Annotated in this window: 21 protein-coding genes; 4 read left to right on the forward strand and 17 right to left on the reverse strand. The window is 64.7% G+C overall.

Translation table 11 applies throughout. The annotated features are described in order from the left end of the window. Positions 1 to 123 precede the first annotated feature (123 nt). Positions 124 to 2844: a preprotein translocase subunit SecA gene (secA, locus tag EV656_RS01915; RefSeq protein WP_132598886.1), complete on the forward strand. Its 2721-nt coding sequence runs from the start codon at positions 124 to 126 to the stop codon at positions 2842 to 2844. 69 nt (positions 2845 to 2913) lie between these two features. Here secA and ccoS read toward each other — a convergent pair whose 3' ends face one another. From ccoS to ccoN, 8 genes are all read right to left on the reverse strand, one after another. Next, entirely contained in the window at positions 2914 to 3072 is a 159-nt protein-coding gene (gene ccoS / locus EV656_RS01920) for a cbb3-type cytochrome oxidase assembly protein CcoS (RefSeq protein ID WP_132598888.1), read from the reverse strand. 4 nt (positions 3073 to 3076) lie between these two features. Next, complete coding sequence (locus tag EV656_RS01925) at positions 3077 to 5269, reverse strand: heavy metal translocating P-type ATPase (protein WP_132598890.1); 2193 nt, start codon at positions 5267 to 5269, stop codon at positions 3077 to 3079. 4 nt (positions 5270 to 5273) lie between these two features. Further along, the gene (locus EV656_RS01930; protein ID WP_132598892.1) at positions 5274 to 5738 is read right to left on the reverse strand and encodes a FixH family protein; all 465 of its coding nucleotides are present in this window, start codon (positions 5736 to 5738) and stop codon (positions 5274 to 5276) included. After that, complete coding sequence (gene ccoG / locus EV656_RS01935; RefSeq protein ID WP_132598894.1) at positions 5735 to 7168, reverse strand: cytochrome c oxidase accessory protein CcoG; 1434 nt, start codon at positions 7166 to 7168, stop codon at positions 5735 to 5737. Before ccoG ends, EV656_RS01930 begins: the two co-directional genes overlap by 4 nt. Before the next feature lie 344 nt (positions 7169 to 7512). Continuing rightward, complete coding sequence (ccoP, locus tag EV656_RS01940) at positions 7513 to 8397, reverse strand: cytochrome-c oxidase, cbb3-type subunit III (protein WP_132598896.1); 885 nt, start codon at positions 8395 to 8397, stop codon at positions 7513 to 7515. Continuing rightward, positions 8394 to 8615 (reverse strand): cbb3-type cytochrome c oxidase subunit 3, encoded by a 222-nt coding sequence (locus EV656_RS01945; protein ID WP_425057158.1) that lies wholly within the window; start codon positions 8613 to 8615, stop codon positions 8394 to 8396. Before EV656_RS01945 ends, ccoP begins: the two co-directional genes overlap by 4 nt. A 6-nt stretch (positions 8616 to 8621) precedes the next feature. Then, positions 8622 to 9350 carry a cytochrome-c oxidase, cbb3-type subunit II gene (gene ccoO, locus EV656_RS01950; RefSeq protein WP_132598900.1) on the reverse strand — a complete coding sequence of 243 codons (729 nt, stop codon included), beginning with the start codon at positions 9348 to 9350 and terminating at the stop codon, positions 8622 to 8624. Positions 9351 to 9362: 12 nt separating this feature from the next. After that, positions 9363 to 10961, reverse strand: coding sequence for a cytochrome-c oxidase, cbb3-type subunit I (ccoN, locus tag EV656_RS01955; protein ID WP_132598902.1), 1599 nt, complete (start codon positions 10959 to 10961; stop codon positions 9363 to 9365). A 213-nt stretch (positions 10962 to 11174) separates the two neighbouring features. Between ccoN and EV656_RS01960 the strand changes: the two genes are divergently transcribed. Continuing rightward, positions 11175 to 12014 carry a universal stress protein gene (locus EV656_RS01960; protein ID WP_132598904.1) on the forward strand — a complete coding sequence of 280 codons (840 nt, stop codon included), beginning with the start codon at positions 11175 to 11177 and terminating at the stop codon, positions 12012 to 12014. A gap of 24 nt (positions 12015 to 12038) precedes the next feature. Here EV656_RS01960 and fnrL read toward each other — a convergent pair whose 3' ends face one another. Further along, positions 12039 to 12785, reverse strand: coding sequence for a transcriptional regulator FnrL (gene fnrL / locus EV656_RS01965; protein WP_132598906.1), 747 nt, complete (start codon positions 12783 to 12785; stop codon positions 12039 to 12041). Positions 12786 to 12847: 62 nt separating this feature from the next. Between fnrL and hemN the strand changes: the two genes are divergently transcribed. Further along, positions 12848 to 14203 carry an oxygen-independent coproporphyrinogen III oxidase gene (hemN, locus tag EV656_RS01970; protein WP_132598908.1) on the forward strand — a complete coding sequence of 452 codons (1356 nt, stop codon included), beginning with the start codon at positions 12848 to 12850 and terminating at the stop codon, positions 14201 to 14203. A 99-nt stretch (positions 14204 to 14302) separates the two neighbouring features. Here the strand turns inward: hemN and EV656_RS01975 are convergent, their stop codons facing one another. The 5 genes from EV656_RS01975 to EV656_RS01995 form a co-directional block, all read right to left on the reverse strand. Beyond that, positions 14303 to 15931 (reverse strand): ABC transporter ATP-binding protein, encoded by a 1629-nt coding sequence (locus EV656_RS01975; RefSeq protein ID WP_132598910.1) that lies wholly within the window; start codon positions 15929 to 15931, stop codon positions 14303 to 14305. Further along, positions 15928 to 17037 (reverse strand): ABC transporter permease, encoded by a 1110-nt coding sequence (locus EV656_RS01980; protein ID WP_132598912.1) that lies wholly within the window; start codon positions 17035 to 17037, stop codon positions 15928 to 15930. Before EV656_RS01980 ends, EV656_RS01975 begins: the two co-directional genes overlap by 4 nt. A 3-nt stretch (positions 17038 to 17040) precedes the next feature. Next, positions 17041 to 18126 carry a microcin C ABC transporter permease YejB gene (locus EV656_RS01985; protein ID WP_132598914.1) on the reverse strand — a complete coding sequence of 362 codons (1086 nt, stop codon included), beginning with the start codon at positions 18124 to 18126 and terminating at the stop codon, positions 17041 to 17043. 15 nt (positions 18127 to 18141) lie between these two features. Further along, a complete protein-coding gene (locus EV656_RS01990) occupies positions 18142 to 20055 on the reverse strand; it encodes an extracellular solute-binding protein (protein ID WP_132598916.1) in 1914 nt (637 codons plus the stop codon). 104 nt (positions 20056 to 20159) lie between these two features. Then, positions 20160 to 20675 carry a c-type cytochrome gene (locus tag EV656_RS01995; protein WP_132598918.1) on the reverse strand — a complete coding sequence of 172 codons (516 nt, stop codon included), beginning with the start codon at positions 20673 to 20675 and terminating at the stop codon, positions 20160 to 20162. 115 nt (positions 20676 to 20790) lie between these two features. On the opposite strand from EV656_RS01995, the gene EV656_RS02000 reads away from it, so the two are divergent. Continuing rightward, positions 20791 to 21624, forward strand: a complete 834-nt coding sequence (locus EV656_RS02000) for a prephenate dehydratase (RefSeq protein ID WP_132598920.1) — start codon at positions 20791 to 20793, stop codon at positions 21622 to 21624. A 3-nt stretch (positions 21625 to 21627) separates the two neighbouring features. On the opposite strand, the gene EV656_RS02005 is transcribed toward EV656_RS02000, so the two are convergent. The 3 genes from EV656_RS02005 to EV656_RS02015 form a co-directional block, all read right to left on the reverse strand. After that, positions 21628 to 22092 (reverse strand): SRPBCC family protein, encoded by a 465-nt coding sequence (locus tag EV656_RS02005; protein ID WP_132598922.1) that lies wholly within the window; start codon positions 22090 to 22092, stop codon positions 21628 to 21630. Between the two features lie 64 nt (positions 22093 to 22156). After that, positions 22157 to 22600 (reverse strand): MarR family winged helix-turn-helix transcriptional regulator, encoded by a 444-nt coding sequence (locus EV656_RS02010; protein ID WP_132598923.1) that lies wholly within the window; start codon positions 22598 to 22600, stop codon positions 22157 to 22159. Continuing rightward, entirely contained in the window at positions 22597 to 23430 is an 834-nt protein-coding gene (locus EV656_RS02015; RefSeq protein ID WP_132598925.1) for a carbon-nitrogen hydrolase family protein, read from the reverse strand. Before EV656_RS02015 ends, EV656_RS02010 begins: the two co-directional genes overlap by 4 nt.

Here is a 23430-nt window from a genome sequence, read left to right on the forward strand (position 1 = left end):
TCGCATCTGGTCCTCACGGGCCGGTCGCCAGTCTCAGGGCCAGTTCTATTGGTGCAATCGGGGGCGGGCAAGGCGTCCTTCGAACAAGATCCTGTCAGACACACGAACCGCCGCGGAGAGAACATGCTGGGCATCGGAACAGTCAGCCGGAAAGTTTTTGGCACCAAGAACGACCGCCAGATCAAGAAGGTCCGCCCGCTGGTCGCCCGCATCAACGAGCTGGAGCCCGAGTTCGAACGACTGAGCGATGAGGGCCTGAAGGAAAAGACCGAGGAATTCAAGCGCCGCGTCGCCGGGGGCGAGCCGCTGGATGACATCCTGCCCGAGGCCTTTGCCAACTGCCGCGAGGGCGCGCGCCGTGCCCTGGGGCTGCGGGCCTTTGATGTGCAGCTGATCGGCGGCATCTTCCTGCACCGCGGCAACATCGCCGAGATGAAGACCGGCGAGGGCAAGACGCTGGTTGCCACCTTCCCCGCCTATCTGAATGCGCTGACGGGCAAGGGCGTGCATATCGTCACCGTGAACGATTACCTGGCCAAGCGCGACTCTGACTGGATGGGCAAGGTTTACGCCGCCCTGGGGCTGACAACCGGGGTGGTCTACCCGTTCCAGCCCGGCGAGGAAAAGCGCGCCGCCTATGCCGCCGACATCACCTACGCCACGAATAACGAGCTGGGATTTGACTATCTGCGCGACAACATGAAATCCGAACTGTCGGACATGTTCCAGCGCGGCCACCACTACGCCATCGTGGACGAGGTCGACTCGATCCTCATCGACGAGGCGCGCACGCCGCTGATCATTTCCGGCCCCGCCGAGGACCGCTCGGAACTGTACAAGACGCTGGACGCTCTGGCCCCGCAACTGACCGAGGAACATTTCAACCTCGACGAAAAGCTGCGCAACGTCACCTTTACCGAGGATGGCAACGAATTCGTCGAAAAGCGCCTGCACGAAATGGGCATCCTGCCCGAGGAACAGTCGCTCTACGATCCCGAAAGCACCACCATCGTGCACCACGCCACACAGGCGCTGCGCGCCCACAAGCTGTTCCAGCGCGACAAGGACTACATCGTGCGCAACAGCGAGGTCGTGCTGGTGGACGAATTCACCGGCCGCATGATGCCGGGCCGCCGCCTGTCGGACGGTCTGCACCAGGCGATCGAGGCGAAAGAGGGCGTCGCGATCCAGCCCGAGAACGTGACCGAGGCCTCTGTCACCTTCCAGAACTATTTCCGCCTGTATGAAAAGCTGGCCGGCATGACCGGCACCGCCGCCACCGAGGCCGAGGAATTCCACGACATCTATGGCCTGGGCGTGGTGGAAATCCCGACCAACCGCCCCATCGCGCGGGTGGATGAACACGACGCCGTCTACCGGACCGCTGGCGAGAAGTACAAGGCCATCGTCGAGACCATCAAGAAGGCCCACGCCATCGGCCAGCCGGTCCTGGTCGGCACCACCTCGATCGAAAAGTCCGAGATGCTGTCGGACCTGCTGAAACAGGCGAAGGTGCCGCATAACGTGCTGAACGCGCGCCACCACGAACAAGAGGCCAAGATCGTGGCCGAGGCCGGGCGCCTGGGCGCCGTGACCATCGCCACCAACATGGCCGGGCGCGGCACCGACATCCAGTTGGGCGGCAATGCCGAGATGAAGGTGATGGAGGCGCTGGCCGCCGACCCGGAGGCCAACCCCGACGAGCTGCGCCAGAAGATCGAGGCCGAGCACGCCGACGAAAAGATGAAGGTGCTGGGCGCCGGGGGCCTGTTCGTGCTGGGCACCGAACGCCACGAATCCCGCCGCATCGACAACCAGTTGCGCGGCCGCTCTGGGCGGCAGGGCGACCCGGGCCGCTCGGCCTTCTTCCTGTCGCTGCAGGACGACCTGATGCGCATCTTCGGGTCGGAACGGCTGGACAAGGTGCTGTCCTCCCTCGGCCTAGAAGAGGACGAGGCGATCATGCACCCCTGGGTGAACAAGTCGCTGGCCAAGGCCCAGGCCAAGGTCGAGGGCCGCAACTTCGACATGCGCAAGCAGTTGCTGAAGTTTGACGACGTGATGAACGAGCAGCGCAAGGTAATCTTTGCCCAGCGTCGCGACATCATGGAGGCCAGCGACCTGTCCGAAATCATTCAGGACATGCGCCAAGAGGTCATCGAAGATCTGGTCGAAACCTACATTCCGCCGAAATCCTATGCCGATCAGTGGGATACCGACGGCCTGCGCCAGGCGGTGCTGGACAAGATGAACCTGGACCTGCCCATCGGCGACTGGGCCGAGGAAGAAGGCGTCGACGATGCCGACATCGTCGAACGTATCGCCAGGGCCGCCGACGAATCCATGGCCGCCAAGGCCGCGCAGTTCGGCCCGGAAAACATGCGCATGATCGAAAAGCAGCTGCTGCTGCAGGCGATCGATACCAAGTGGCGCGAACATCTGCTGCGGCTGGAACATCTGCGCTCGGTCGTGGGGTTCCGCGGTTATGCGCAGCGTGACCCGCTGAACGAATACAAATCGGAATCCTTCGCCCTGTTCGAAAACATGCTGAACGGCCTGCGCGAGGACGTGACCCAGAAACTGGCCCGCATCCGCCCCCTGACCGAGGAAGAGCAGGCCCAGATGATGCGCCAGATGGAAGAGCAGCGCCGCGCGCTGGAACGGGCCGCCACCGAGGGCGTAGCCCAGCACCCCAGCCCCGACGGCACCCCCGCCCCCAACCCCGAGGCGGTCGCGGGGTTCGACGAAACCCGGCCGGAAACCTGGGGCAACCCGGGCCGTAACGACCTCTGTCCCTGCGGATCGGGCAAGAAGTTCAAGCACTGCCACGGGCGGCTGTCCTGAAACGGACCCGTTGCGCCGGGCGCCCACGCGGCCCCGGCGCAGCAGCCGAAACGCCCCTGAACGGCAAACCTATGGCCTGGGGTGGTCGTCCCACTCCTCGCTGAGGATGCGGTGCTTGTCGCCCTCGGGGTCGTCGAATTGCCGGGTGCGCAGCGCCCAGAAAAACGCGCCCAGCCCCAGCCCGCCCAGGAACAGCGAAATCGGGATCAGATAGGCCAGGATCTCCATCCGCCTACCTCAGCCTCAGCGCGTTCAGCGACACGGTGATAGAGGACGCCGACATCGCCAGCGCGGCGGCCAGCGGCGTGGCCAGCCCGACCAGCGCGATCGGCACCGCGATCAGGTTATAAAGCGCCGAGATCGAGAAATTCTCGTGTATCCGGCGGGTGGCGCGGCGGGCGGTATCCACGACCTCGCCCAACGGCGCCATGTCATTGCCCAACAGCACGATGTCAGAGGCCACCCGCGCCGCATCCAGCGCGCTGGCCGGCGAAATCGACACATGCGCGGCCGCCAGCGCGGCGGTGTCGTTCAGCCCGTCCCCCACCATCAACACGCGATGCCCCTGATCGGCCAGGGCCGCGACCTGTGCCGCCTTGTCCTCGGGCAGGGCCTCGGCGGTCCAGTCGTCGATGCCCAGCCGCGCGGCCAGATCGGCCACCGGGCTGGGCGCATCGCCCGAGACCAGCTTGATCGCCAGCCCTTGGGCATGCAGGCGCGCGACGGCCTCTTCGGCGCCGGGGCGCGGGCTGTCGCTGAAGGTAAAGGCCACCGGCGCCCCCTGCCCGATGCGCAGCCAGGCGGCGGTCTGTGTGCCGGTTTCGGCGCCGACCCAGGCCGCGCGGCCGAATTGCACCGTTTCGCCCGCCAGACGCGCCTGCACGCCATGGCCGGGCACCTCTTGCAACTCGGTCACGCTGGCGGGGCGGATGCCCGCCCCCTGTGCGGCGGCGGCCAGCGCACGGGCCAGCGGGTGGTTCGAGGCGCCCGCCAGCGCCGCGGCGATTTCCAGCGTGCGGCGCGGGTGATCGGCCAGGTTGGTCAGCTCGGGCGTGCCCATGGTCAGCGTGCCGGTCTTGTCGAACACGACTGTATCGACCTCGGCCAGCCGCTCCAGCGCGGTGCCGTCCTTGATCAGCATGCCGCGCTTGAACAACCGGCCCGACGCGGCGGTCGTCACCGCCGGAACGGCCAGCCCCAGTGCACAGGGGCAGGTGATGATCAGCACCGCCACCGCGATATTCAGCGCCAACCGCACATCGCCGCCGGAAATCCACAGCCAGGCGATAAACGCGGCCAGCGCCAGCAGATGCACACCCGGCGCATAGACCCGTGCCGCGCGGTCGGCCAGCGACGTGTAGCGGTTGCGCGCGCTTTCGGCGACGGCCACCAGATCGGCCATGCGGTGCAGGGAACTGTCCTCGCCCGCCGCGGTCACAGTTACCGCCAGCGGGCCGGTCAGGTTCACCTCACCCGCGCTCAGCGCCATGCCCGGCCCGGCAAAGGCGGGCAGGGTTTCCCCGGTCAGCAGGGATCGGTCGATTTCCGACTGCCCCTCTGCCACCACGCCATCGACGGGCACGCGCGCGCCGGGCTTGACCAGCACGGTATTGCCCACGGCGATCTGGGCGATGGGCACGGTTTCCTCGGTTCCGTCCGCCCGGCGGCGCAGGGCGCGGGGCACCTCCAGCGCGGCCAGTTCCTCGGCGGCCGACCTGGCAATAGCACGGGTGCGATGATCCAGGTAACGCCCCGCCAGCAGGAAAAACGTCAGCGACAGCGCCGCGTCGAAATAGGCGTGCTGGCCGCTTTGCGCGGTTTCATAAAGGGACATGCTGGCGGCCAGCAGGATCGCCAGCGAAATCGGCACATCCATGTTCAGCCGCCCGTGTTTCAGCACCGCCAGCGCACTGCGGAAAAACGGCTGCGCGGCAAACCCGATGGCGGGCAGCGCGATCATGGCGGAAATCCAGTGGAACATGTCGCGCGTGGCATCCGACGCACCGGACCAGACCGCCACCGACAGGATCATCACGTTGGCCATGGCAAAGCCCGACACCGCGATGCGCATCAGGATGTCCCGGCCCGCGCGGTCCGTGGCGGTGGCCGCGATCACGCTGGGGTCCAGTTCGTGCGCCTCGTAGCCGATGCCGGCCAGAACGGCGATCAGGTCCTCGGCGGTAACCTCGGGATCGGCCTCCACGGCCACGCGCTTCAGCGTCAGGTTTACCCGCGCCTCGTGCACGCAGGGGGTGGCGTTCAGGGCGCGTTCCACCGCGGCGATGCAGGCGGCGCAATGGATCGTGGGCAGCGACAGGAACAGGCGCGCGTCCTTAGGGGCCTGGGCAGCGGCCAGTTGTTCGGCCGAAGGGGCAGCCGAACAGGCCGGGCAGGCAGAGGGACGAGAGGAAAGCGCGCCGTCCATATCCCTAGCCCCTTACGAACAGCTCCAGCCGTTGGCGAAACTCGGTCCCGTCCTCGGCCACGGCGTTCAGGCGGATGGTCCAGTATCCGGGGTCCAGCGCCATTTCAGCGGAATAGGCCCCGCTGTAATAGATCAGCTCGGGCCGCTTGTCGTCGCGGTTAGAGGTTTTGCGCCCGATCGTCAGGTCGATCCCCGGCACCTGCACGGGCAGCCCCTCTGCGTCGGTCACGCGCAGCACGAACATCTGCGCATCCTCGTTGTAATCGGCCACGGCGGTCCATCCCAGGGCCTCTTGCGCGGCGCGCTGCGCGTCGAAATGCTGGCTGGCGACATAGCTGTTCTTGACCTCCAGCCCCGGAAAGGTGCGCACCGCCTGAAAGGCCAGGGTCAGGTTCACCGCGATCACCACGCCGAAGGCGGCAACCGTAAAGATCAGGACCTGACGCCCGGTGATTTGTTTCGTGCTCATCGTATTTCCGTCCCGTTGAAGACCGTGTCCTTGTAGGCGCGTTCGTCCGCCTCGATGTCGTGCAGCCAGATCCGCAGATCGGTCTGCGCGGCGCGCGCGGCATCCGTGCCCGGCGCGGCGATGACATAGACCCGCTTCAGCGCGGTGGCATCCGGGGCGACCTCGACCATGCCGTTTGCGGCGCCTTCGACCTCGACGCTGAAGACATCGTTGGGCGTGACGGTGATGTGGAACCAGCGCGGTTCGCCATGCATGTTGCGCACCCGCACGTCATAGGTGTTGCGGATCGACCCGTCCGACAGGGTGACAAAGATCGGGTTGCGTACCGGCGAAACGGTCATGTCGATTTCGGACCGCACGAACAGCGCCACCACCAGCGCAACGCCCACCGCCGACCACAGCGTCGTATACAGCACCGTGCGCAGGCGGAAGATGTGCTTCCACACGGGTTTCGGCGCCTGGCCTGCGCGCTCGCGGCTCTCGTCCGACAGGGCCATGTAATCGACCAGGCCGCGCGGCTTGCCGATCTTTTCCATCACGTCGTCGCAGGCGTCGATGCACAGCCCGCAGGTGATGCAGGCCAGTTGCTGGCCATCGCGGATATCGATCCCCATGGGACAGACGTTCACGCAGGCGTTGCAGTCGATGCAGTCACCCAGGTTTTCCGCGCCTTCGGCCTTGCGGTGCTTGCCGCGCGGTTCGCCCCGCCATTCGCGATAGCCGATGGTCAGCGTGTCCTCATCCATCATCGCGGCCTGGATGCGCGGCCAGGGGCACATGTAAATGCAGACCTGTTCGCGCATGAACCCGCCCAGCACAAAGGTCGTCGCGGTCAGCACCAGGATCGTGGTGTAGGCCACCGGGTGCGCCTGCAGCGTCAGCAGGTTGCCCAGCAGCGTCGGCGCATCGGCGAAATAGAACACCCAGGCCCCGCCAGTCGCTACCGCGATAAGCAGCCACAGGATCATCTTGGTCACGCGCAGGCGGATCTTGTGGGCGTCCCATCCCGATTTCCACAGGCGGACCCGCTTGTTCCGATCGCCCTCGATCCAGCGTTCGGTCAGGATGAACAGGTCGGTCCAGACGGTCTGCGGGCAGGTATAGCCGCACCACACACGGCCAAGCGCCGAGGTGAACAGGAACAGGCCCAGCCCCGCCATGATCAAAAGGCCCGCGACGAAATAGAATTCGTGCGGCCAGATCTCGATCCAGAAGAAGAAGAAGCGCCGGTTCGCCAGGTCGATCAACACCGCCTGGTCGGGCAGGTTCGGGCCGCGATCCCAACGCACCCAGGGCAGCAGGTAGTAGATGCCCAGGGTAATCCCCATGATCCACCATTTCAGGCTGCGGAACGTGCCGGACACGCGCCGGGGGAAGATCGGCTCGCGGGCGGAATAAAGGCGGTCGGGGTCCTGGTCTGTCGAGCTCACACGCTCACTCCGTTCGGCTGCGGGGCCGCCCGGCCGCTGTCGCGGAACGGCACGGTCCCTGCTTCAACTCATAGCTAGACCCTGCGGCCCACGATGGAAAGCGGCGGGGCGTTCACGATCGGCCGTCATGGGACATTTCCGCGGCGCGGGCGCAGTGTGGGCTGCGCAATCCGGACCGGGGGTCGGTTTCGGAACTGGGCGCGAACGCACAGGGCTCTCTCAGGGGGCGCGCTGGATGTGGGCGGGGGCCGGGCGATGATAACACCGGCCCCCGTGGAAACGCGCGAACAGGATGGGGGCCGGTGCCATCGACCGAGGGCCTTGCGACCCCCGGAAGTCGATAATCACTCGCCACCCCCCAACTGGTGCACGTAGACAGCCACCGCGCGACGTTCCGCATCGGTCAACCGTTCCTGATGGCTCGGCATGATGCCGAAGCGCGCGTAAGTCACGGTTTCAGTCAGCGTTTCCACGTCGCCGCCGTAAAGCCAGATCGCGTCCGTCAGGTTGGGCGCGCCCTGGTAACGGTCTCCGGTTCCGTCCTCCATGTGGCAGGCAGCACAGTTGTAGAGGAAAACCTCTTCGCCGGCGCTTGCCAATGCGGCATCGTGTTCCTGCCCGGAAATCTTGCGAACGTACTGAACGACCGCGGTGATTTCCTCTTCGGGCAGGTAATCGTCGCCAAAGGCGGGCATCTGCGACCAGCGCGCATCGGGGTCATCCTCGTTCCGGATGCCATGAGTCGCGGTGTAATAGATTTCCTCCAGCGCGCCGCCCCACAACCAGTCGTCATCCGACAGGGTGGGATAGCCGTTGGCCTGAACGCCGCCGCCCTCGCGCCCGTGGCACTGCACGCAATAGGCGTTAAAGACGGATTCGCCCCAGTTGCGGGCAAAGTTGTCCAGCGCCGGATCCTCGCGGATCACCTCGCGGTCCAACTCGACCGAAACCAGCTTGGCCACAAGATCCGCATTCGCCTCTTCGAACCGCTGGATGTCCTTTGCCACCTCTGCGCGGGTGGAATAACCCAGCAGACCGGGCGTCGCGCCCTTTATCAGCGGAACCGAGGGGTAAAGGATCGCATAGACCACCGCGAAGGCGATACAGGCGTAAAAGGTCCACAGCCACCAGCGCGGCATCGGGTTGTCCAGTTCCTGGATACCGTCCCAGCTGTGGCCGGTGGTCGGAACTTCGCCCTCTTTGGGCTTGTCGTGATCGGTGTTGCTCATGTCCGCGCCTCCTTGTGGCACGCCGCACCCTCGTCGTCGCTTTGATCGCGCGGGGCGGGTTCGTCATCATGGCGGAAAGGGATGTCTGCGGTATCGCGGTACTCGCGGGTGCTGCCCGGGCGGAACACCCAGGCAATCACCCCGAGAAAGAACAGCGTCAGCGCCAGCAGCGCCCAGCTATCCGCGAATTCCCGCATGGCGGAATAGGTTTCCATCATCCCACCTCAGCGGCTTGCATGCGGCTCGAAGGTCGAGAAATCGACCAGCGTGCCCAGCATTTGCAGGTAGGCCACCAGCGCATCCATTTCCGAGATACCCGGATTGCCGTCGAAATTGCGGACCTGCGCGCCGGGATACCGTTCCAGCAGACCGTCCACGCCATCGGCATAGGGGTCGATCTGGGCGTTGAAATCCGCGGTCGCGTTTTCCAGCATCTCGTCGGTATAGGGCACACCGACGGCCAGATGCGTGCGCAGCTTGTCCTCGATGTATTTGCCGTCAAGCATCCGGTTTTCCAGGAAGGCGTATTTCGGCATCACCGATTCCGGCACCACAGACTGCGGGTCGCGCAGGTGCTGGACGTGCCAGTCATCCGAATAGCGCCCGCCGACGCGGGCCAGGTCCGGCCCGGTCCGCTTGGATCCCCACTGGAACGGATGGTCGTACATCGATTCCGCCGCCAGGCTGTAATGGCCATAGCGTTCCACCTCGTCGCGCATGGGGCGGATCATCTGGCTGTGGCAGACATAGCACCCTTCGCGGACGTAGATGTCGCGCCCGGCCAGTTCCATGGGCGAGTAGGGGCGCACGCCCTCTACCTCTTCAATCGTGTTTTCGAGGTAGAAGAGCGGTGCGATTTCCACCAACCCGCCGATGGTCACAACCAGAAAGCTGAACACCAGCAGCAGCGACGCGTTCTTCTCAAGGATCTTGTGTTTGTCGAGAATTGCCATTGTCGCCCCTCCTTATTCAGCCGGGGCCGCAACGGGCGTGGCCGATTTGGCCGGTGCCGATGTCGCGGTTTTCCACAGATTGTAGCACATGATCAGCCCGCCGGTGACGTACAGGCCACCGCCCAGGGCACGGACCACGTACATCGGGAACTTGGCGTCCACCGTGTCGGCGAAGCTGTTGACCAGGAAGCCCTGGGCATCGACCTCGCGCCACATCAGGCCCTCCATGATGCCCGACACCCACATCGACGCCGCGTACAGAACGATGCCGATCGTCGCCAGCCAGAAGTGCCAGGACACCATCGCGGTGGAATACAGCCGTTCCTTGTTCCACAGCCGCGGCGCCAGGAAGTAGAGCGCGCCGAAGGTGATCATGCCGTTCCAGCCCAACGCGCCGGAATGCACGTGCCCGATGGTCCAGTCGGTGTAGTGGCTCAGGCTGTTCACCGCCCGGATCGACATCATCGGCCCCTCGAAGGTGGACATGCCGTAAAAGCCGACCGAGACCACCATCATGCGGATGATCGGGTCGGTGCGCAGCTTGTCCCAGGCGCCCGACAGCGTCATCAGGCCGTTGATCATGCCGCCCCAGGACGGCATCCACAGCATGATCGAGAACACCATGCCCAGCGTGCCGGCCCAGTCGGGCAGCGCGGTATAGTGCAGGTGGTGCGGACCGGCCCAGATATACATGAAGATCAGCGCCCAGAAGTGGATGATCGACAGCTTGTAGCTGTAGACCGGGCGCTCGGCCTGCTTGGGCACGAAGTAGTACATCATCCCCAGGAACCCGGCCGTCAGGAAGAAGCCCACCGCGTTATGGCCGTACCACCACTGCGTCATGGCGTCCTGCACACCCGAGAACAGCTGCACCGACTTGGACCCGTAGATCGAAACAGGCAGCGACAGGTTGTTCACCAGGTGCAGCATCGCGACGGTCACGATGAAGGACAGGTAGAACCAGTTGGCCACGTAGATGTGGGGTTCCTTGCGCTTGAAGATCGTACCCAGGAAGATCGCCAGGTAGGTGACCCAGATGATCGTCAGCCAGATGTCGACGTACCATTCCGGCTCGGCGTATTCCTTGGACTGGGTCACGCCCAGCAGATAGCCGGTCGCGGCCAGCACGATGAACAGCTGATAGCCCCAGAACACGAACCACGCGGCGTTGCCGCCCCACAGCCGCGCCGCGCTGGTGCGCTGCACCACGTAGAAGGATGTCGCAATCAGCGCGTTGCCGCCAAAGGCAAAGATCACCGCCGAGGTATGCAGCGGCCGCAACCGGCCAAAGTTCAGAACACCCTGCGCCCATTCGAAATTGAGGCCCGGAAAGGCCAGCTGACTGGCGATGAAGGTGCCTGCGGCAAACCCCACAACCCCCCAGAACGCCGTCGCGATGACGCCCGCGCGGACGACATCGTCCATATATCCCGTTTCAGGTGCCGGCTTGGCGCGGCCCAGGCCGCGCAGCGTGTACAGCACCATGCCCCCGGCCACCACCAGCACGATAATCATGTGCACCTGATAGGCCATGTCGCGCGCCATATAGGCAGCAAACGCAGCACATGCCGCGATCGCGCCGTAGACGGCGACCTTCACGTAATCCCACATCGGATTTCCCTTCGTCTCGCATCGGTCATTCCCACACGACCGACTCCCTCACGATACCGTGACGTATCCCGTTGTATGCAAAACTTTGCATGGTTCAAAGTCAAGTCTTCTTTGACCCATTCCAATTCAAGATTGATCCTTGTCAAAGCCCGGCCCGCCCCCGCGCGCCTAAAGTCCCCCAAGCGCGACGACCGACGGGAAGGAGACACCCCGGTGGCTTACAAGACGATTTTGACCATCATCACCGATACGGATATTTCCGCCTCGGCGCTGGAGCCGGCAATCACGCTGGCCATGCGCGAAGAGGCGCATCTGGATGTGCTGTGCCTGGGCGTGGATCGCACCCAGACAGGGTACTACTACGCAGGCACCAACGCCTTCATTCAGCAGGAAACGCTGCACAAGGCCCAAGAGGACGCAGCCGCGATCGAAACCGCCGTCAAGGCGCGGCTGGCCCCCGAGGGCATCGCCTGGGCGTCCGAGGCCGCCGTGGCGCAGATTGCCGGGCTGTCGCACCTTGTGGCGCAGCGGGCGCGGTTTTCCGACCTGGTCGTGATGCCCCGCCCCTATGGCGAGGGTCGCGGCATCGAGGACGAAGCGGCGGTCGAGGCGGTTCTGTTCGACGGTCACGCCCCCCTGCTGATCGTGCCGGAAAACGCCGACACCGCCAATATCGGCCAGAAAATCGTGATCGCCTGGAACCAAAGCGCCGAGGCCATGGCCGCGGTCAAGCAGGCGATGCCCCTGATGCAGGCCGCCGAACTGGTCAACATTGCCGTGGTCGATCCGCCGAAGCACAGCCCCGACCGTTCCGATCCGGGCGGCGCGCTGTCGCAGATGCTGTCGCGCCACGGGGTAAAATCGGAAATCTCGGTGCTGGCCAAGACCATGCCGCGGGTGTCGGACGTGCTGATGCGCCACGCCCAGGACATCGATGCCGACATGATGATCATGGGCGCCTATGGTCATTCGCGCTTTCGCGAGGCGATCCTGGGCGGCGCCACGCGCAGCACCCTGGAAAAGACCGAGTTCCCGGTCTTCATGGCGCATTAGGGAAAACCGGGGGTGTGCCGCGCGTTACGCCGGCATGCCCCCATCGTTGTCATCGCCCGTCTCGCCAAGCAGGCGGTCGAAATCGGGGATCGTCACATGACGCTTGCCTTCCAGCACGATGACGCCGTCGCGTTTCAGCGCGGACATCTGGCGGCTGACGGTTTCCAGCGTCAGGCCCAGGTAATCGGCCATGGCCTCGCGCGTCAGGGGCAGGTCAAAGACGATCTTGCCCCGCGTCGGCCCCAGTTTCAGCGTCGCATCGCGCCGGGCGATGATGGCCAGCAGGCTTGCGATCTTTTCGCGCGCGGTCTTGCGCCCCAAGAGCAGCATCCATTCCCGCGCCGCGTCCAGTTCGTCCAGCGTCATTTCCAGCAGGCGCTGGCCGATATGGGGCGTTCTGCCCATCAGCTCTTCGAACGGTTTGCGGCGGAAACAGCACATCGTCAGCGGGGTCGTGGCGACCACGTCATAGGCGGCGGCCTCGCGGCCCGGACGCCCGACGAAATCGGACGGCAGCAGCAAACCCACCATCTGGGTGCGCCCATCCTCCATCGTCTGGCTGAGGGTGGCGATTCCCTCTACCACCGAGGCGACGAAATCCATCCGGTCGCCCGACCAGATAACCGTCTGACCCGCATCAAAGGTGCGGTAATATTTCATGTTTTCAAGCTGATCCAGCTCGTCACTTTCACAGCGGGCGCAGACCGCACGGTGCCGGATCGGACAATCCGAGCAATCTACATGCGCAAGGGGAGGGTCGGTAACGGCCATTCCGTTTCCAGTTTTGACTTCGATCAAGGAGCAGGCCCTTGGGTAAACCTAAAGCTAGTCCAATGAGCACAGAATCGCAACTCACACGTCTTGGTCTGTTCGATGCCAAGGTGCCCCGCTACACCAGCTACCCCACGGCACCGCATTTCAATGCATCCGTAGACGACGGAGACTTCGCCGGCTGGATCGACCAGATCGAGCCCGGTTCGCAGATTTCCCTGTACCTTCATGTGCCTTTCTGCCGTCGGCTGTGCTGGTTCTGCGCCTGCCGGACGCAGGGCACGCGGTCGGACGCCCCCGTTCGCGCCTATCTCGACACCCTCAAGGACGAGATCGCGATGCTGGGCCGGCGCCTGCCGCAGGGCGTGACCCTGTCGCGCCTGCACTGGGGCGGGGGCACGCCGACGCTGTTGTCGGCCGACATGATGAAAGAGCTGACCGAGGCCGTCTTTGCCATCGCGCCGATGCACGAATCGGGCGAATTCTCGGTCGAGATCGACCCGAACGAGATCGACGCCGCGCGGCTGGACGTGCTGGCGGCGGCGGGGATGAACCGGGCCTCTATCGGCATTCAGGATTTCGACCCGCAGATCCAGTCGGTGATCGGCCGCATCCAGAGCTATGACATCACCCGCGACGCGGTGGACATGATCCGCGACCGTGGCATTCCCAGCCTGAACGCCGACATCCTGTATGGCCTGCCGCACCAGTCGAACGAACGCATCGCCGAATCGGTGCAAAAGCTGCTGTCGCTGTCGCCCGACCGGGTGGCGCTGTATGGCTATGCCCACGTTCCGTGGATGTCGCGCCGCCAGTCGATGATCCCGGCCGAGGCCCTGCCGACGCCCGAGGCCCGGCTGAAGCTGTTCGAAACCGCCAAGGAACTGTTCCTGTGGGACGGCTACCGCGAAATCGGCATCGACCACTTCGCGCGGGAAACCGACGGCCTGACCAAGGCGCTGGACGCGGGCGAGCTGCGCCGGAACTTCCAGGGGTACACCGACGACACCGCGGCCGCGCTGATCGGGCTGGGGGCCTCGTCGATCTCCAAGTTCCCGCAGGGCTTTGCGCAGAACCTGTCCGGCACCTCGGATTATACCGCGCGCGTCCGCGACGGGCGCTTTGCCACCGGCCGCGGCCATGTCTTTACCGAGGACGACAACCTGCGCTCGCGCCTGATCGAGCAGTTGATGTGCGAGTTCCGCATCACCACCGCCGGGATCGTCGAACAGTTCGACATCACCAAGGCTGAGCTGAACGCGATGTTCCAGGAGGTGGCCGACCAGTTCGCCGGTTTCGTCGATCTGACGAACGAAGGGCTGATCGTACCGGAACACGGCAAGCCGCTGACCCGGATGATCGCCCGGGGCTTCGATGCCTACGACCTGTCCAAGGCGGGGCACAGCTCGGCGATCTAAGCCTTCCGGCCGGGCCACGCCCGGCCGCATTCAAGGGGCCACAGACCCCCTTGGCGCGCCCGCACCGGGAAACCGGGCGGGCGCTTGTCTTGTCAGGGGTCAGTGCCCCGCCAGCGCGGCACCGTCCGCCCCGCCGGGGCCCAGATCGCCAAAGGCCGCGCGCATCAGGGTGCGGGTATAATCGGTCTGCGGCGCATGGAACACGGCGCTGGTCTCTCCGGCCTCGACGATATCGCCCTGTTTCATCACGATCACCTTGTGCGACAGGGCGCGGACAACGCGCAGGTCGTGACTGATGAACAGGTAGGCAAGGTCGTATTTGCGCTGCAGATCGCGCAGCAGGTCCACGATCTGCACCTGCACCGTCATATCCAGCGCCGAGGTGGGTTCATCCAGCACCAGCAGGCGCGGCCGCAAGATCATCGCGCGGGCAATGGCGATGCGCTGACGCTGGCCGCCGGAAAATTCATGCGGGTAGCGGTGCATCATGGCCGGGTCCAGCCCGACCTCTGCCAACATCTGCGCGACCTCTTCGCGTTTCGAATGGCCCGGCTGGACCCCGTGCACGCCCAGCCCCTCGGCCACGATCTGTTCGATGGTCATGCGCGGGCTGAGGCTGCCGAACGGATCCTGGAACACGATCTGCATGTCGCGCCGCAGGGGCCGCAGCGCGCGGGATTTCAGCCCGTGGATATCGCGCCCCTGAAACGCGATCTGCCCGTCCGATGAAATCAACCGCATGATCGCCAGGGCCAGCGTCGTCTTGCCCGACCCCGATTCCCCCACGATGCCCAGGGTTTCGCCGGCCCGCACGGATATATCCGCATCGTTCACCGCCTTGACGTGGCCCACCGTGCGCCGCAGGAACCCGCGCTGGATCGGGAACCAGACGCGCAGGTTGTCGGTGCGCACGATTTCCGGGGCCTCCGCGTCCACCGGGTCGGGTGCGCCGGTGGCTGCCGCGGCCAGCAGCTTTTGGGTATAGGGATGCTGCGGATTGGCAAAGATGTCCGCCGTCGGCCCCTGCTCGACCAACGCGCCATCCTTCATCACGCAAACCCGGTCGGCGATGCGGCGCACCACGCCCAGGTCATGGGTGATGAACAGCAGGCTCATGTTCTCTTCGCGCTTGAGATCGGCCAGCAGGTCCAGAATCTGCGCCTCGATCGTGACGTCCAGCGCGGTGGTCGGTTCGTCCGCAATCAGCAGGTCCGGCCCGTTGGCCAGCGCCATGGCGATCATCACCCGCTGCCGCTGCCCGCCAGACAGTTGGTGGGGATAGGCGTTCAGGCGGCTTTCGGGGTCGCGGATGCCGACCTTGGTCAGCAGTTCCAGCATGCGGGCGCGCGCGGCCGCCCCGGTCAGCCCCTGGTGCAATGCCAGGCTTTCGCCGATCTGCTTTTCCAGTGTGTGCAGCGGGTTAAGCGAGGTCATCGGCTCTTGAAAGATAAAGCTGATGTCGTCGCCCCGGATATCGCGCAGCCGCGGTTCGGGGGCGCCGATCATTTCCTCGCCCTCATAGGTGATGGACCCGGTCACCGTCGCACTGCCCGGCAGCAGCGACACGGTGGATAGCGCCGTCACCGACTTGCCCGACCCGGATTCACCCACCAGCGCCACGGTTTCACCGCGCCCCACGGTAAAGCTGACATCGCGCACCGCTGGAATATCGCGCCCGTCCTGGCGAAAGCTGACGGACAGGTTTTCGACCTTCAGAACCGCATTCATTGAAAGGTTTTCCTCGGGTCAAAGGCGTCGCGCACGCCCTCAAAGATGAACACCAAGAGCGACAGCATGATCGCGAAGGTGAAGAACGCGGTAAAGGCCAGCCAGGGCGCTTGCAGGTTCTGTTTCGCCTGCAACGTCAGCTCGCCCAGCGAGGGGGCAGAGGATGGCAGGCCGAAGCCCAGGAAATCCAGGCTGGCCAGCGTGCCGATCGTGCCGGTGATGATAAAGGGCAGCAGCGTCAGCGTGGCCACCATCGCGTTGGGCAGCATGTGGCGGAACATGATCGTCACGTTCGACACGCCCAGGGCACGGGCCGCGCGGACATATTCGAAATTGCGCGCCCGCAGGAATTCGGCCCGCACCACGCCCACCAGCGCGGGCCAGCCGAACAGCGCCGTCAGGAACACCAACAGCCAAAAACTGCGCCCCAGGATCGCGAACAGGATGATGATGATGTAAAGCTGCGGGGTAGAGGTCCAGATTTCGATGAACCGCTGAAAGATCAGGTCGGTCAGCCCGCCGAAAAACCCCTGCACTGCCCCCGCCGTGATCCCGATGACGGACGCAATCCCCGTGACCATCAGCGTGAACAGGATCGACAGGCGGAACCCGTAGATCACGCGCGCCAGCACGTCGCGCGCGGTATCGTCGGTGCCCAGCCAGTGATCCGCATCGGGAGGAGAGGGCGCGGTGCCGTCAATGTCGTTCACCGTGGAATAGCTGTAGGGGATCGGCGGCCATAGGATGCGGCCCTTCTCGATCGCCTCGCCGTTTATCTCGCCGTCCTGCGCGTCCTCTATCAATTCCTCGGGGTAATCCCAGCAATCGATCAGCCCGCCGGTCACGATCAGGCATTGCACCTCTATGTCGCGATAGACGGCCTCTGTCCGCAGATCGCCGCCAAAGGCGGTTTCCGGATAGAACTGATAGATCGGGAAAAAGCTTTCGCCGCGATACTGCACATAGATCGGCTTGTCGTTGGCCAGCACCTCGGCAAACAGCGTCAGGCCGAACAGGATGGAAAAGACGATCAGCGACCAATAGGCGCGGCGGTTGCGCTTGAAGTTGCGCCAACGGCGCTGGTTCAGGGGCGAGAGGGTCAGCATCGCTTACGTCTCCCGGCTTTCGAAGTCGATCCGGGGATCGACCAGCACATAGGTCAGGTCGGACAGCAACCCCACCAGCAGACCGATCAGCCCGAACACGTAAAGCGTGGCAAAGATCACCGGGTAATCGCGCGCGACCGCCGCCTCGAACCCCATGCGGCCAAGACCATCCAGCGAAAAGATCGTCTCGATGATGATAGAGGCGCCGAAGAACACGCCGATGAACATGGCGGGAAAACCCGCGATCACGATCAGCATCGCGTTGCGAAAGACATGACCATACAGAACGCGGGTTTCGGCCAGGCCCTTGGCCTTGGCGGTGATGACGTATTGCTTCTTGATCTCATCCAGGAAGGAGTTTTTCGTCAGCAGGGTCAGCGTGGCGAAACTGGAAATCGTGGTGGCAAGCACCGGCAGGGTGATGTGCCAGAAATAATCCCCGATCTTGCCGATCAGGCTGAGTTCCTCGAAATTGTCCGAGGTCAGGCCGCGCAGCGGGAACCACTGGAAATACGACCCGCCGGCAAAGACCACCAGCAACAGCACCGCGAACAGAAAGCCGGGGATCGCATAGCCGATGATGATCGCGCCGCTGGTCCATGTGTCGAACGGCGTGCCGTCCCTGACCGCCTTACGGATGCCCAGCGGGATCGACACCAGATAGGCGATCAGCGTGGACCACAGCCCCAGCGAGATCGACACCGGCATCTTTTCCAGCACCAGGTCGATCACGCTGACCGACCGGAAGTAGCTTTCCCCGAAATCGAACCGCAGATAGTTCCACAGCATCGTCAGGAACCGTTCCAGCGGCGGCTTGTCAAAGCCAAATTCGCGTTCCAGCTCTTCGATGAACTCGGGCGGCAGGCCGCGCGCGCCCAGGTATTTGTCGTCCCCGCCGGCGGCAAAGGATTCGCCCACGTCACCGCCCCCGGCGATGCCCTGGAACACGTCGCCCTGCCCCTCCATCTGGGCGATGATCTGTTCGATCGGCCCGCCGGGGACGAACTGGGTCAGGGTAAAGTTGATGACCATGATCCCGATCAGCGTCGGAACGATCAGCAACAATCGCCGCAGGATATAGGCGCCCATGGGGTGCTGTGCCTCTTATCTGATTGCGCCGGCGGCGCGTAGCCGGTCTGCCTTGTCGGCGTCATACCACCAGAAATCCAGCGGCCCCAGATCGTAGGGCGGCAAGGTCTCGGGGTGGGCGTACATGTCGTAATAGGCCACCGTGTGCGTGTCCTTGAACCATTGCGGCACCCAAAAGCGCAGGCTGCGCAGCACCCGGTCCAGCGCCCGCACGGCGGTGGTCAGTTCCGCGTCGCTTTCAGCGGCCAGCACGGTGTCGGTCAGACGGTCCACCGCAGGATCCTGCAACCCCATCTTGTTGAACACCGACGTATCGGCGGTTTCCGACCCGAAATACTGCCGCAGGCCCGATCCGGGCACATAGTTCATGGGGAATTGCGCCGTAATGATGTCGAAATCGTAGTTCCGTTCCCGATTGGTCGCCTGCGCGTTATCCACAAAGCTGTGGCTTGCGTCGATGCCCGCGCGGCGCAGGTTTTCCACATAGGGTTCGATCACCCGGTTGAAGGTCTGACTGTCGTTCAGAAACTCCACCCGCAGGGTCTGGCCGTCCTTGCGGCGCATGCCGTCCGCACCCACTGTCCAGCCCGCCTCGTCCAGCAGGGCAGAGGCGCGGCGCAGGTTGCGCCGGTCCAGCTGACGCGCCCCGGATTCGGGGGCCATCACCGCAGGTTCGGTCAGGATGGTTTCGGGCAACAGCCCCTCTGCAACCAGCGGCTCCAGCAGGGCGATCTCATCCTCGCCGGGCAGGCCCTCGGCGGCCAGATGACTGTTTTCCCAGAACGAATTGACGCGCGCGTAAATTCCGTAGAACAGCTTTTCGTTGGACCATTCGAAATTGAACAGCAGGCTGATCGCCTCGCGCACGCGGGGATCCTGGAATTGCGGGCGGCGCAGGTTGAACACAAAGCTTTGCCCGGTGGCCAGCGCCCCGTCGGGCAGTTCCTGCCGCAGCACCCAGCTGTTCTGCACCGCCGGGAAGTCGTATCCCGTCGCCCAGCTTTTCGAGGATGCCTCGTTGCGGAAGGTATAGGTGCCGCCCTTGAACCCCTCGAATGCGGCGTTGTAGTCGGCGTAGTATTCCACCCGGATTCTGTCGAAATTGTTGCGCCCGACATTGATCGGCAGATCGGCGCCCCAGTAATCGGGGTCGCGGGTATAGACCAGCGTCTGGCCCACCTCCATTTCACCCAGAACATAGGGTCCGGACCCCAGCAACGGCTCCAGGCTGCTTTCCTCGAAATCGCGGCCCTGGCTTTCGTAGAACGCCTTGGAAAAGACCGGTAAGCCGCCCACCAGTTGCGGCAGGTCGCGGGTCGGAATGCCCTGGGCAAAGGTGAATTTCACCCGCCGCTCGCCCAACACCTCGGCGCTGGTAACCTGGCGCGACAGCTGCACCCGGAAACTGGGCAGGCCCTTGTCGCGGAACAGGTCAAAGGAAAACACCACGTCCTGGGCCGTGACCGGGCTGCCATCGGAAAACCGCGCCTCGGGGTGGATGTCGAAGATCACCCAACTGCGATCCTCGGGATACTCAATCCGCTCTGCCAGCAGGCCATAGGCGGCGCCGACCTCGTCGGCGGTGCCCGTCAGCAGGGATTCGAAGAAGACCGTGGACAGCACGCCCGCGCGGCCCTTGGTGGTGTAAGGGTGCATCGAGTCGAACGAGCCGAACGCCCAGACCGATATCTCGCCCCCCTTGGGCGCATCGGGATTGACGTAGTCCAGATGCGCGAAATCGGCGGGGTATTTCAGATCGCCAAAGGTCGAGATGCCGTGCGACACGATCACCCCGTCCTCTGCCACGGCCTGGCTGGCCCCCAGCACCAGCGCGACGCACAGCGCCCAGGCTGTCAGCCACGGGCGCAGGGGCGCCAGATCGCACACACGGGCATGCACGACGGATCGGGGCGGTCGGTGGGGGGTCATCGGCGCTCTCCCTTTTCATGAACCGGGCCGTCTGCCGCGGCCCCGGATCAAGCTAAGGGCCGCGCCTTGCCCTGTTCAAGTTGAGATTGCGTGAGCCGGCCCGCTCAGCCGTCCACGCTTTGCAGATAGGCGATGACATTGGCGCGATCCTCTGCATCGCGCAGGCCGTTATAGGTCATCGCCGTGCCCGGCGCATATTCGCGCGGGTTGGTGATGAATTCGCTGATCGCCTGCGGCGTCCAGACCTCAGCCGTGCCATCCAGCGCACCGGAATAGTTGAAATCGTCAAACGACGCGACCGCGCGCCCCACGACGCCATACAGCGACGGGCCAACCGCGTGCACGCCCTCCTCGACCTTGTGGCAGGCGCGGCATTCCTTGAACACGCGCGCCCCGGCGTCCACATCGGCCTGGGCCAGCAATTCCTCGAACGTCAGTTCCACCTCGGGTTCGGCTGCGGCGGTCTCGGTGTCGTCGGTCTCCTCCAGGATCACATAGGCCGGGCTTTCCAGCTCGGGTTTCGTATACAGCGCCTTGCCGGCCATGTTGATGAAGACAAGCGCGACAAGCGCGGCACTCGCGGTTGCCGCGAGCTTGGTAAAGCTCGGCGTATTGGCCATGTCAGAATCCCGATCGTGATATTCTCCCTTTTGAATGCTTACGCGCTTCCCCTCTGCTGGCGCAAGGTATATCACCCCACGTCATATCCACCCGACCCAGCAGGAAAGCCGTGCCATGACCCGTCGCATCGCCTTTCAGGGAGAGCCAGGCGCCTATTCGCACCAGGCCTGCCAGGACGCCCGCCCGGAGATGGAGGCCCTGCCCTGCCGCACCTTTGAAGACGTGATCGAGGCGGTGCGCAGCGGCGCGGCGGACCTGGCGATGCTGCCGGTCGAAAACTCGACCTACGGGCGGGTGGCCGACATTCACCAATTGCTGCCGCTTTCGGGGCTACACATCGTGGATGAGGCCTTCGTGCGGGTGCATATCAACCTGCTGGGTCTGCCCGGCACGCCGCTGGACCGGATCGAACGCGCGATGAGCCATACGGTCCTGTTGGGCCAGTGCCGCGATTTCCTGCAGACCCACGGCATCCACCGGGTGACCGCCGCCGATACCGCCGGATCGGCGCAGCATGTCGCGCAGGCGGGCGATCCCACGCTGGGCGCATTGGCGGGCGATCTGGCCGCGGAAATCTACGGGCTGGACATCCTGGCCCGCCATATCGAGGACCACGACAAGAACACCACGCGCTTTCTGCTGATGGCGCGCGAACCGGACCATTCCCGGCGCGGCGACAGGGGGATGATGACGACATTCGTGTTCGAGGTGCGCAACATCCCCGCCGCGCTGTACAAGGCGATGGGCGGGTTCGCCACCAACGGCGTGAACATGACCAAGCTGGAAAGCTACATGGTCGACGGATCGTTCACCGCCACCCGGTTCTACGCTGATATCGAAGGCCACCCCGAGGATGCCCCCGTGCGCCGCGCACTGGAGGAGCTTGCCTATTTCACCTCTTACCTGAATATCCTGGGCGTCTATCCGGCGGACCGGAAACGCAACTAGGCCCTATTTGCTGAACCGCCCCGACTCCAGATCGCGGCCGAATTTCCGCAGCGCCTTGTCGAATCTCTGGCTCAGCTTGCCCTTGGCCAGGCGCAGACTTTGCAGGAATACCCGCGCGGGCATCGAGTCGGGTTTCAACTCTATCGCAACGGACAGGCGGGTCTGCTTGGGCGACAGCGGCACCAGATCGACAGCGGTCAGGCCATGCAGCCCCCCGACGGTGGATTTCAGGCCGATCACCTCGGGCGGGGTCATCTGCGCCAGTTCGGTCTGAACCGCACGTTCCTTGCCGCGAAACTTGAACCGGGCCTCCCAGGCCATGCCGGGGCCGGGCTGGGTCAGCGTGTCGGTGCGCTGCACCTCGGCGCCGCGGCGCATGGCGGCGCGTTCCATCGCCTCGAAATCGGTGAGGACGGCATAAACCTCTTCGATCGGGGCCGCGATATCCTCGCGCGCGACGAATTTCATGCTGATCCCTTTCCTGTTTCAGCCGGGTGATCTCTTGTCGCCCGTCCGCCGCCCCCGCGCAAGCCTAACGCCCGCCTTCCAGTTTTTGCCGCAGCAGGCGCAACACAGGCAGGGCGGCGCGCAGGCGGTCCTCGCCTATATCGGCGACTGCCTCGGCCAGGACCGGCGCGATGGCCTGGATCGCCGCGTCGCACGCCGACCGTCCCGCCGGGCTGATCGACACCAGCTTGCGCCGGGCGTCGTCCCAGTCGGGGCGGATATGGACATGACCCGCCCAATCCAGCCGGTTCAGCGTGTTCGTCATCGCGCCCCGCGTGACGTGAAAGGCGGCGGCCAATTGCGCGGGCGTGCGTTCCTCGTTCAACCGCGCCAGGTGGTTCAGGACGGAAAAATGGCTCAGCTCCATCCCACGGGGCAGGGCCCGGGAAATCCGGTTTCGGGCCAGTTGGTCGGCCATGAAAATCTCTGAAAACAGCGAGATGGCCAGGCTGTCGTTACGATCCGTCATGCGGGCGGCGCAAAGGGGCGGTCGTGGGTGATGGACGGCACGCGGGCACGGGCGCGGGCGACCTCTTGCCGGTTCAGATCGACATAGACGATGCCCGGCGCCGCGCCCGCATCGGCCAGAACCTCGCCCCAGGGCGACACCGCCAGCGCGTGCCCATGGGTGCGCCGCGCGCGCCCCTCGGATGCGGGGTGCAGCCCGCATTGGGCGGGCGCCAGAACGTAACAGCCGGTCTCGATCGCGCGGGCGCGCAACAGCGGTTCCCAATGCGCCGCCCCCGTAACCGGGGAAAAGGCCGCGGGCACCGTCAGGATTTCCGCCCCCGCCTGCGCCAGCCCGCGGTAAAGATGGGCAAAGCGCAGGTCATAGCACACGCTCAGCCCCACGGCACCAAAGGGCGTCTGCGCCAGCACCGCCCGGTCGCCGGGGCGGTAGCCGTCGGATTCGCGGTAGGTTTCGGTTTCGCTGATCTGCACGTCGAACATGTGGATCTTGTCGTACCACGCCGCGATGCCGCCATCGGGCGCGATCAGAAAGGATCGGTTGGCAAAGCGCCCGTCCGGATCATCGGTTTTCAGCGCCAGCGATCCGATCAACAGCCAGATGCCCAGCTCGGCCGCCTCTGCCCGCAGGGCGGCAAGGGTCGGGTCCGCGTCCTGCCGCTGCAAGGCACGCTCTTGCACGGCGCAGCTGGCCGACAGACAGTTCGTCACCTCGGGCGTCAGCACGAAATCCGCGCCCCCGGCTGTCGCCTCGCGCAGATAGCCGCGCGCCTGACGCAGGTTGTCCGCCGGGTCGTCGCCCGAGGTCATCTGAACCAGCGCCGCGCGCAT

The organism is Rhodovulum adriaticum (assembly GCF_004345735.1).
Taxonomy (GTDB): domain Bacteria; phylum Pseudomonadota; class Alphaproteobacteria; order Rhodobacterales; family Rhodobacteraceae; genus Rhodovulum; species Rhodovulum adriaticum.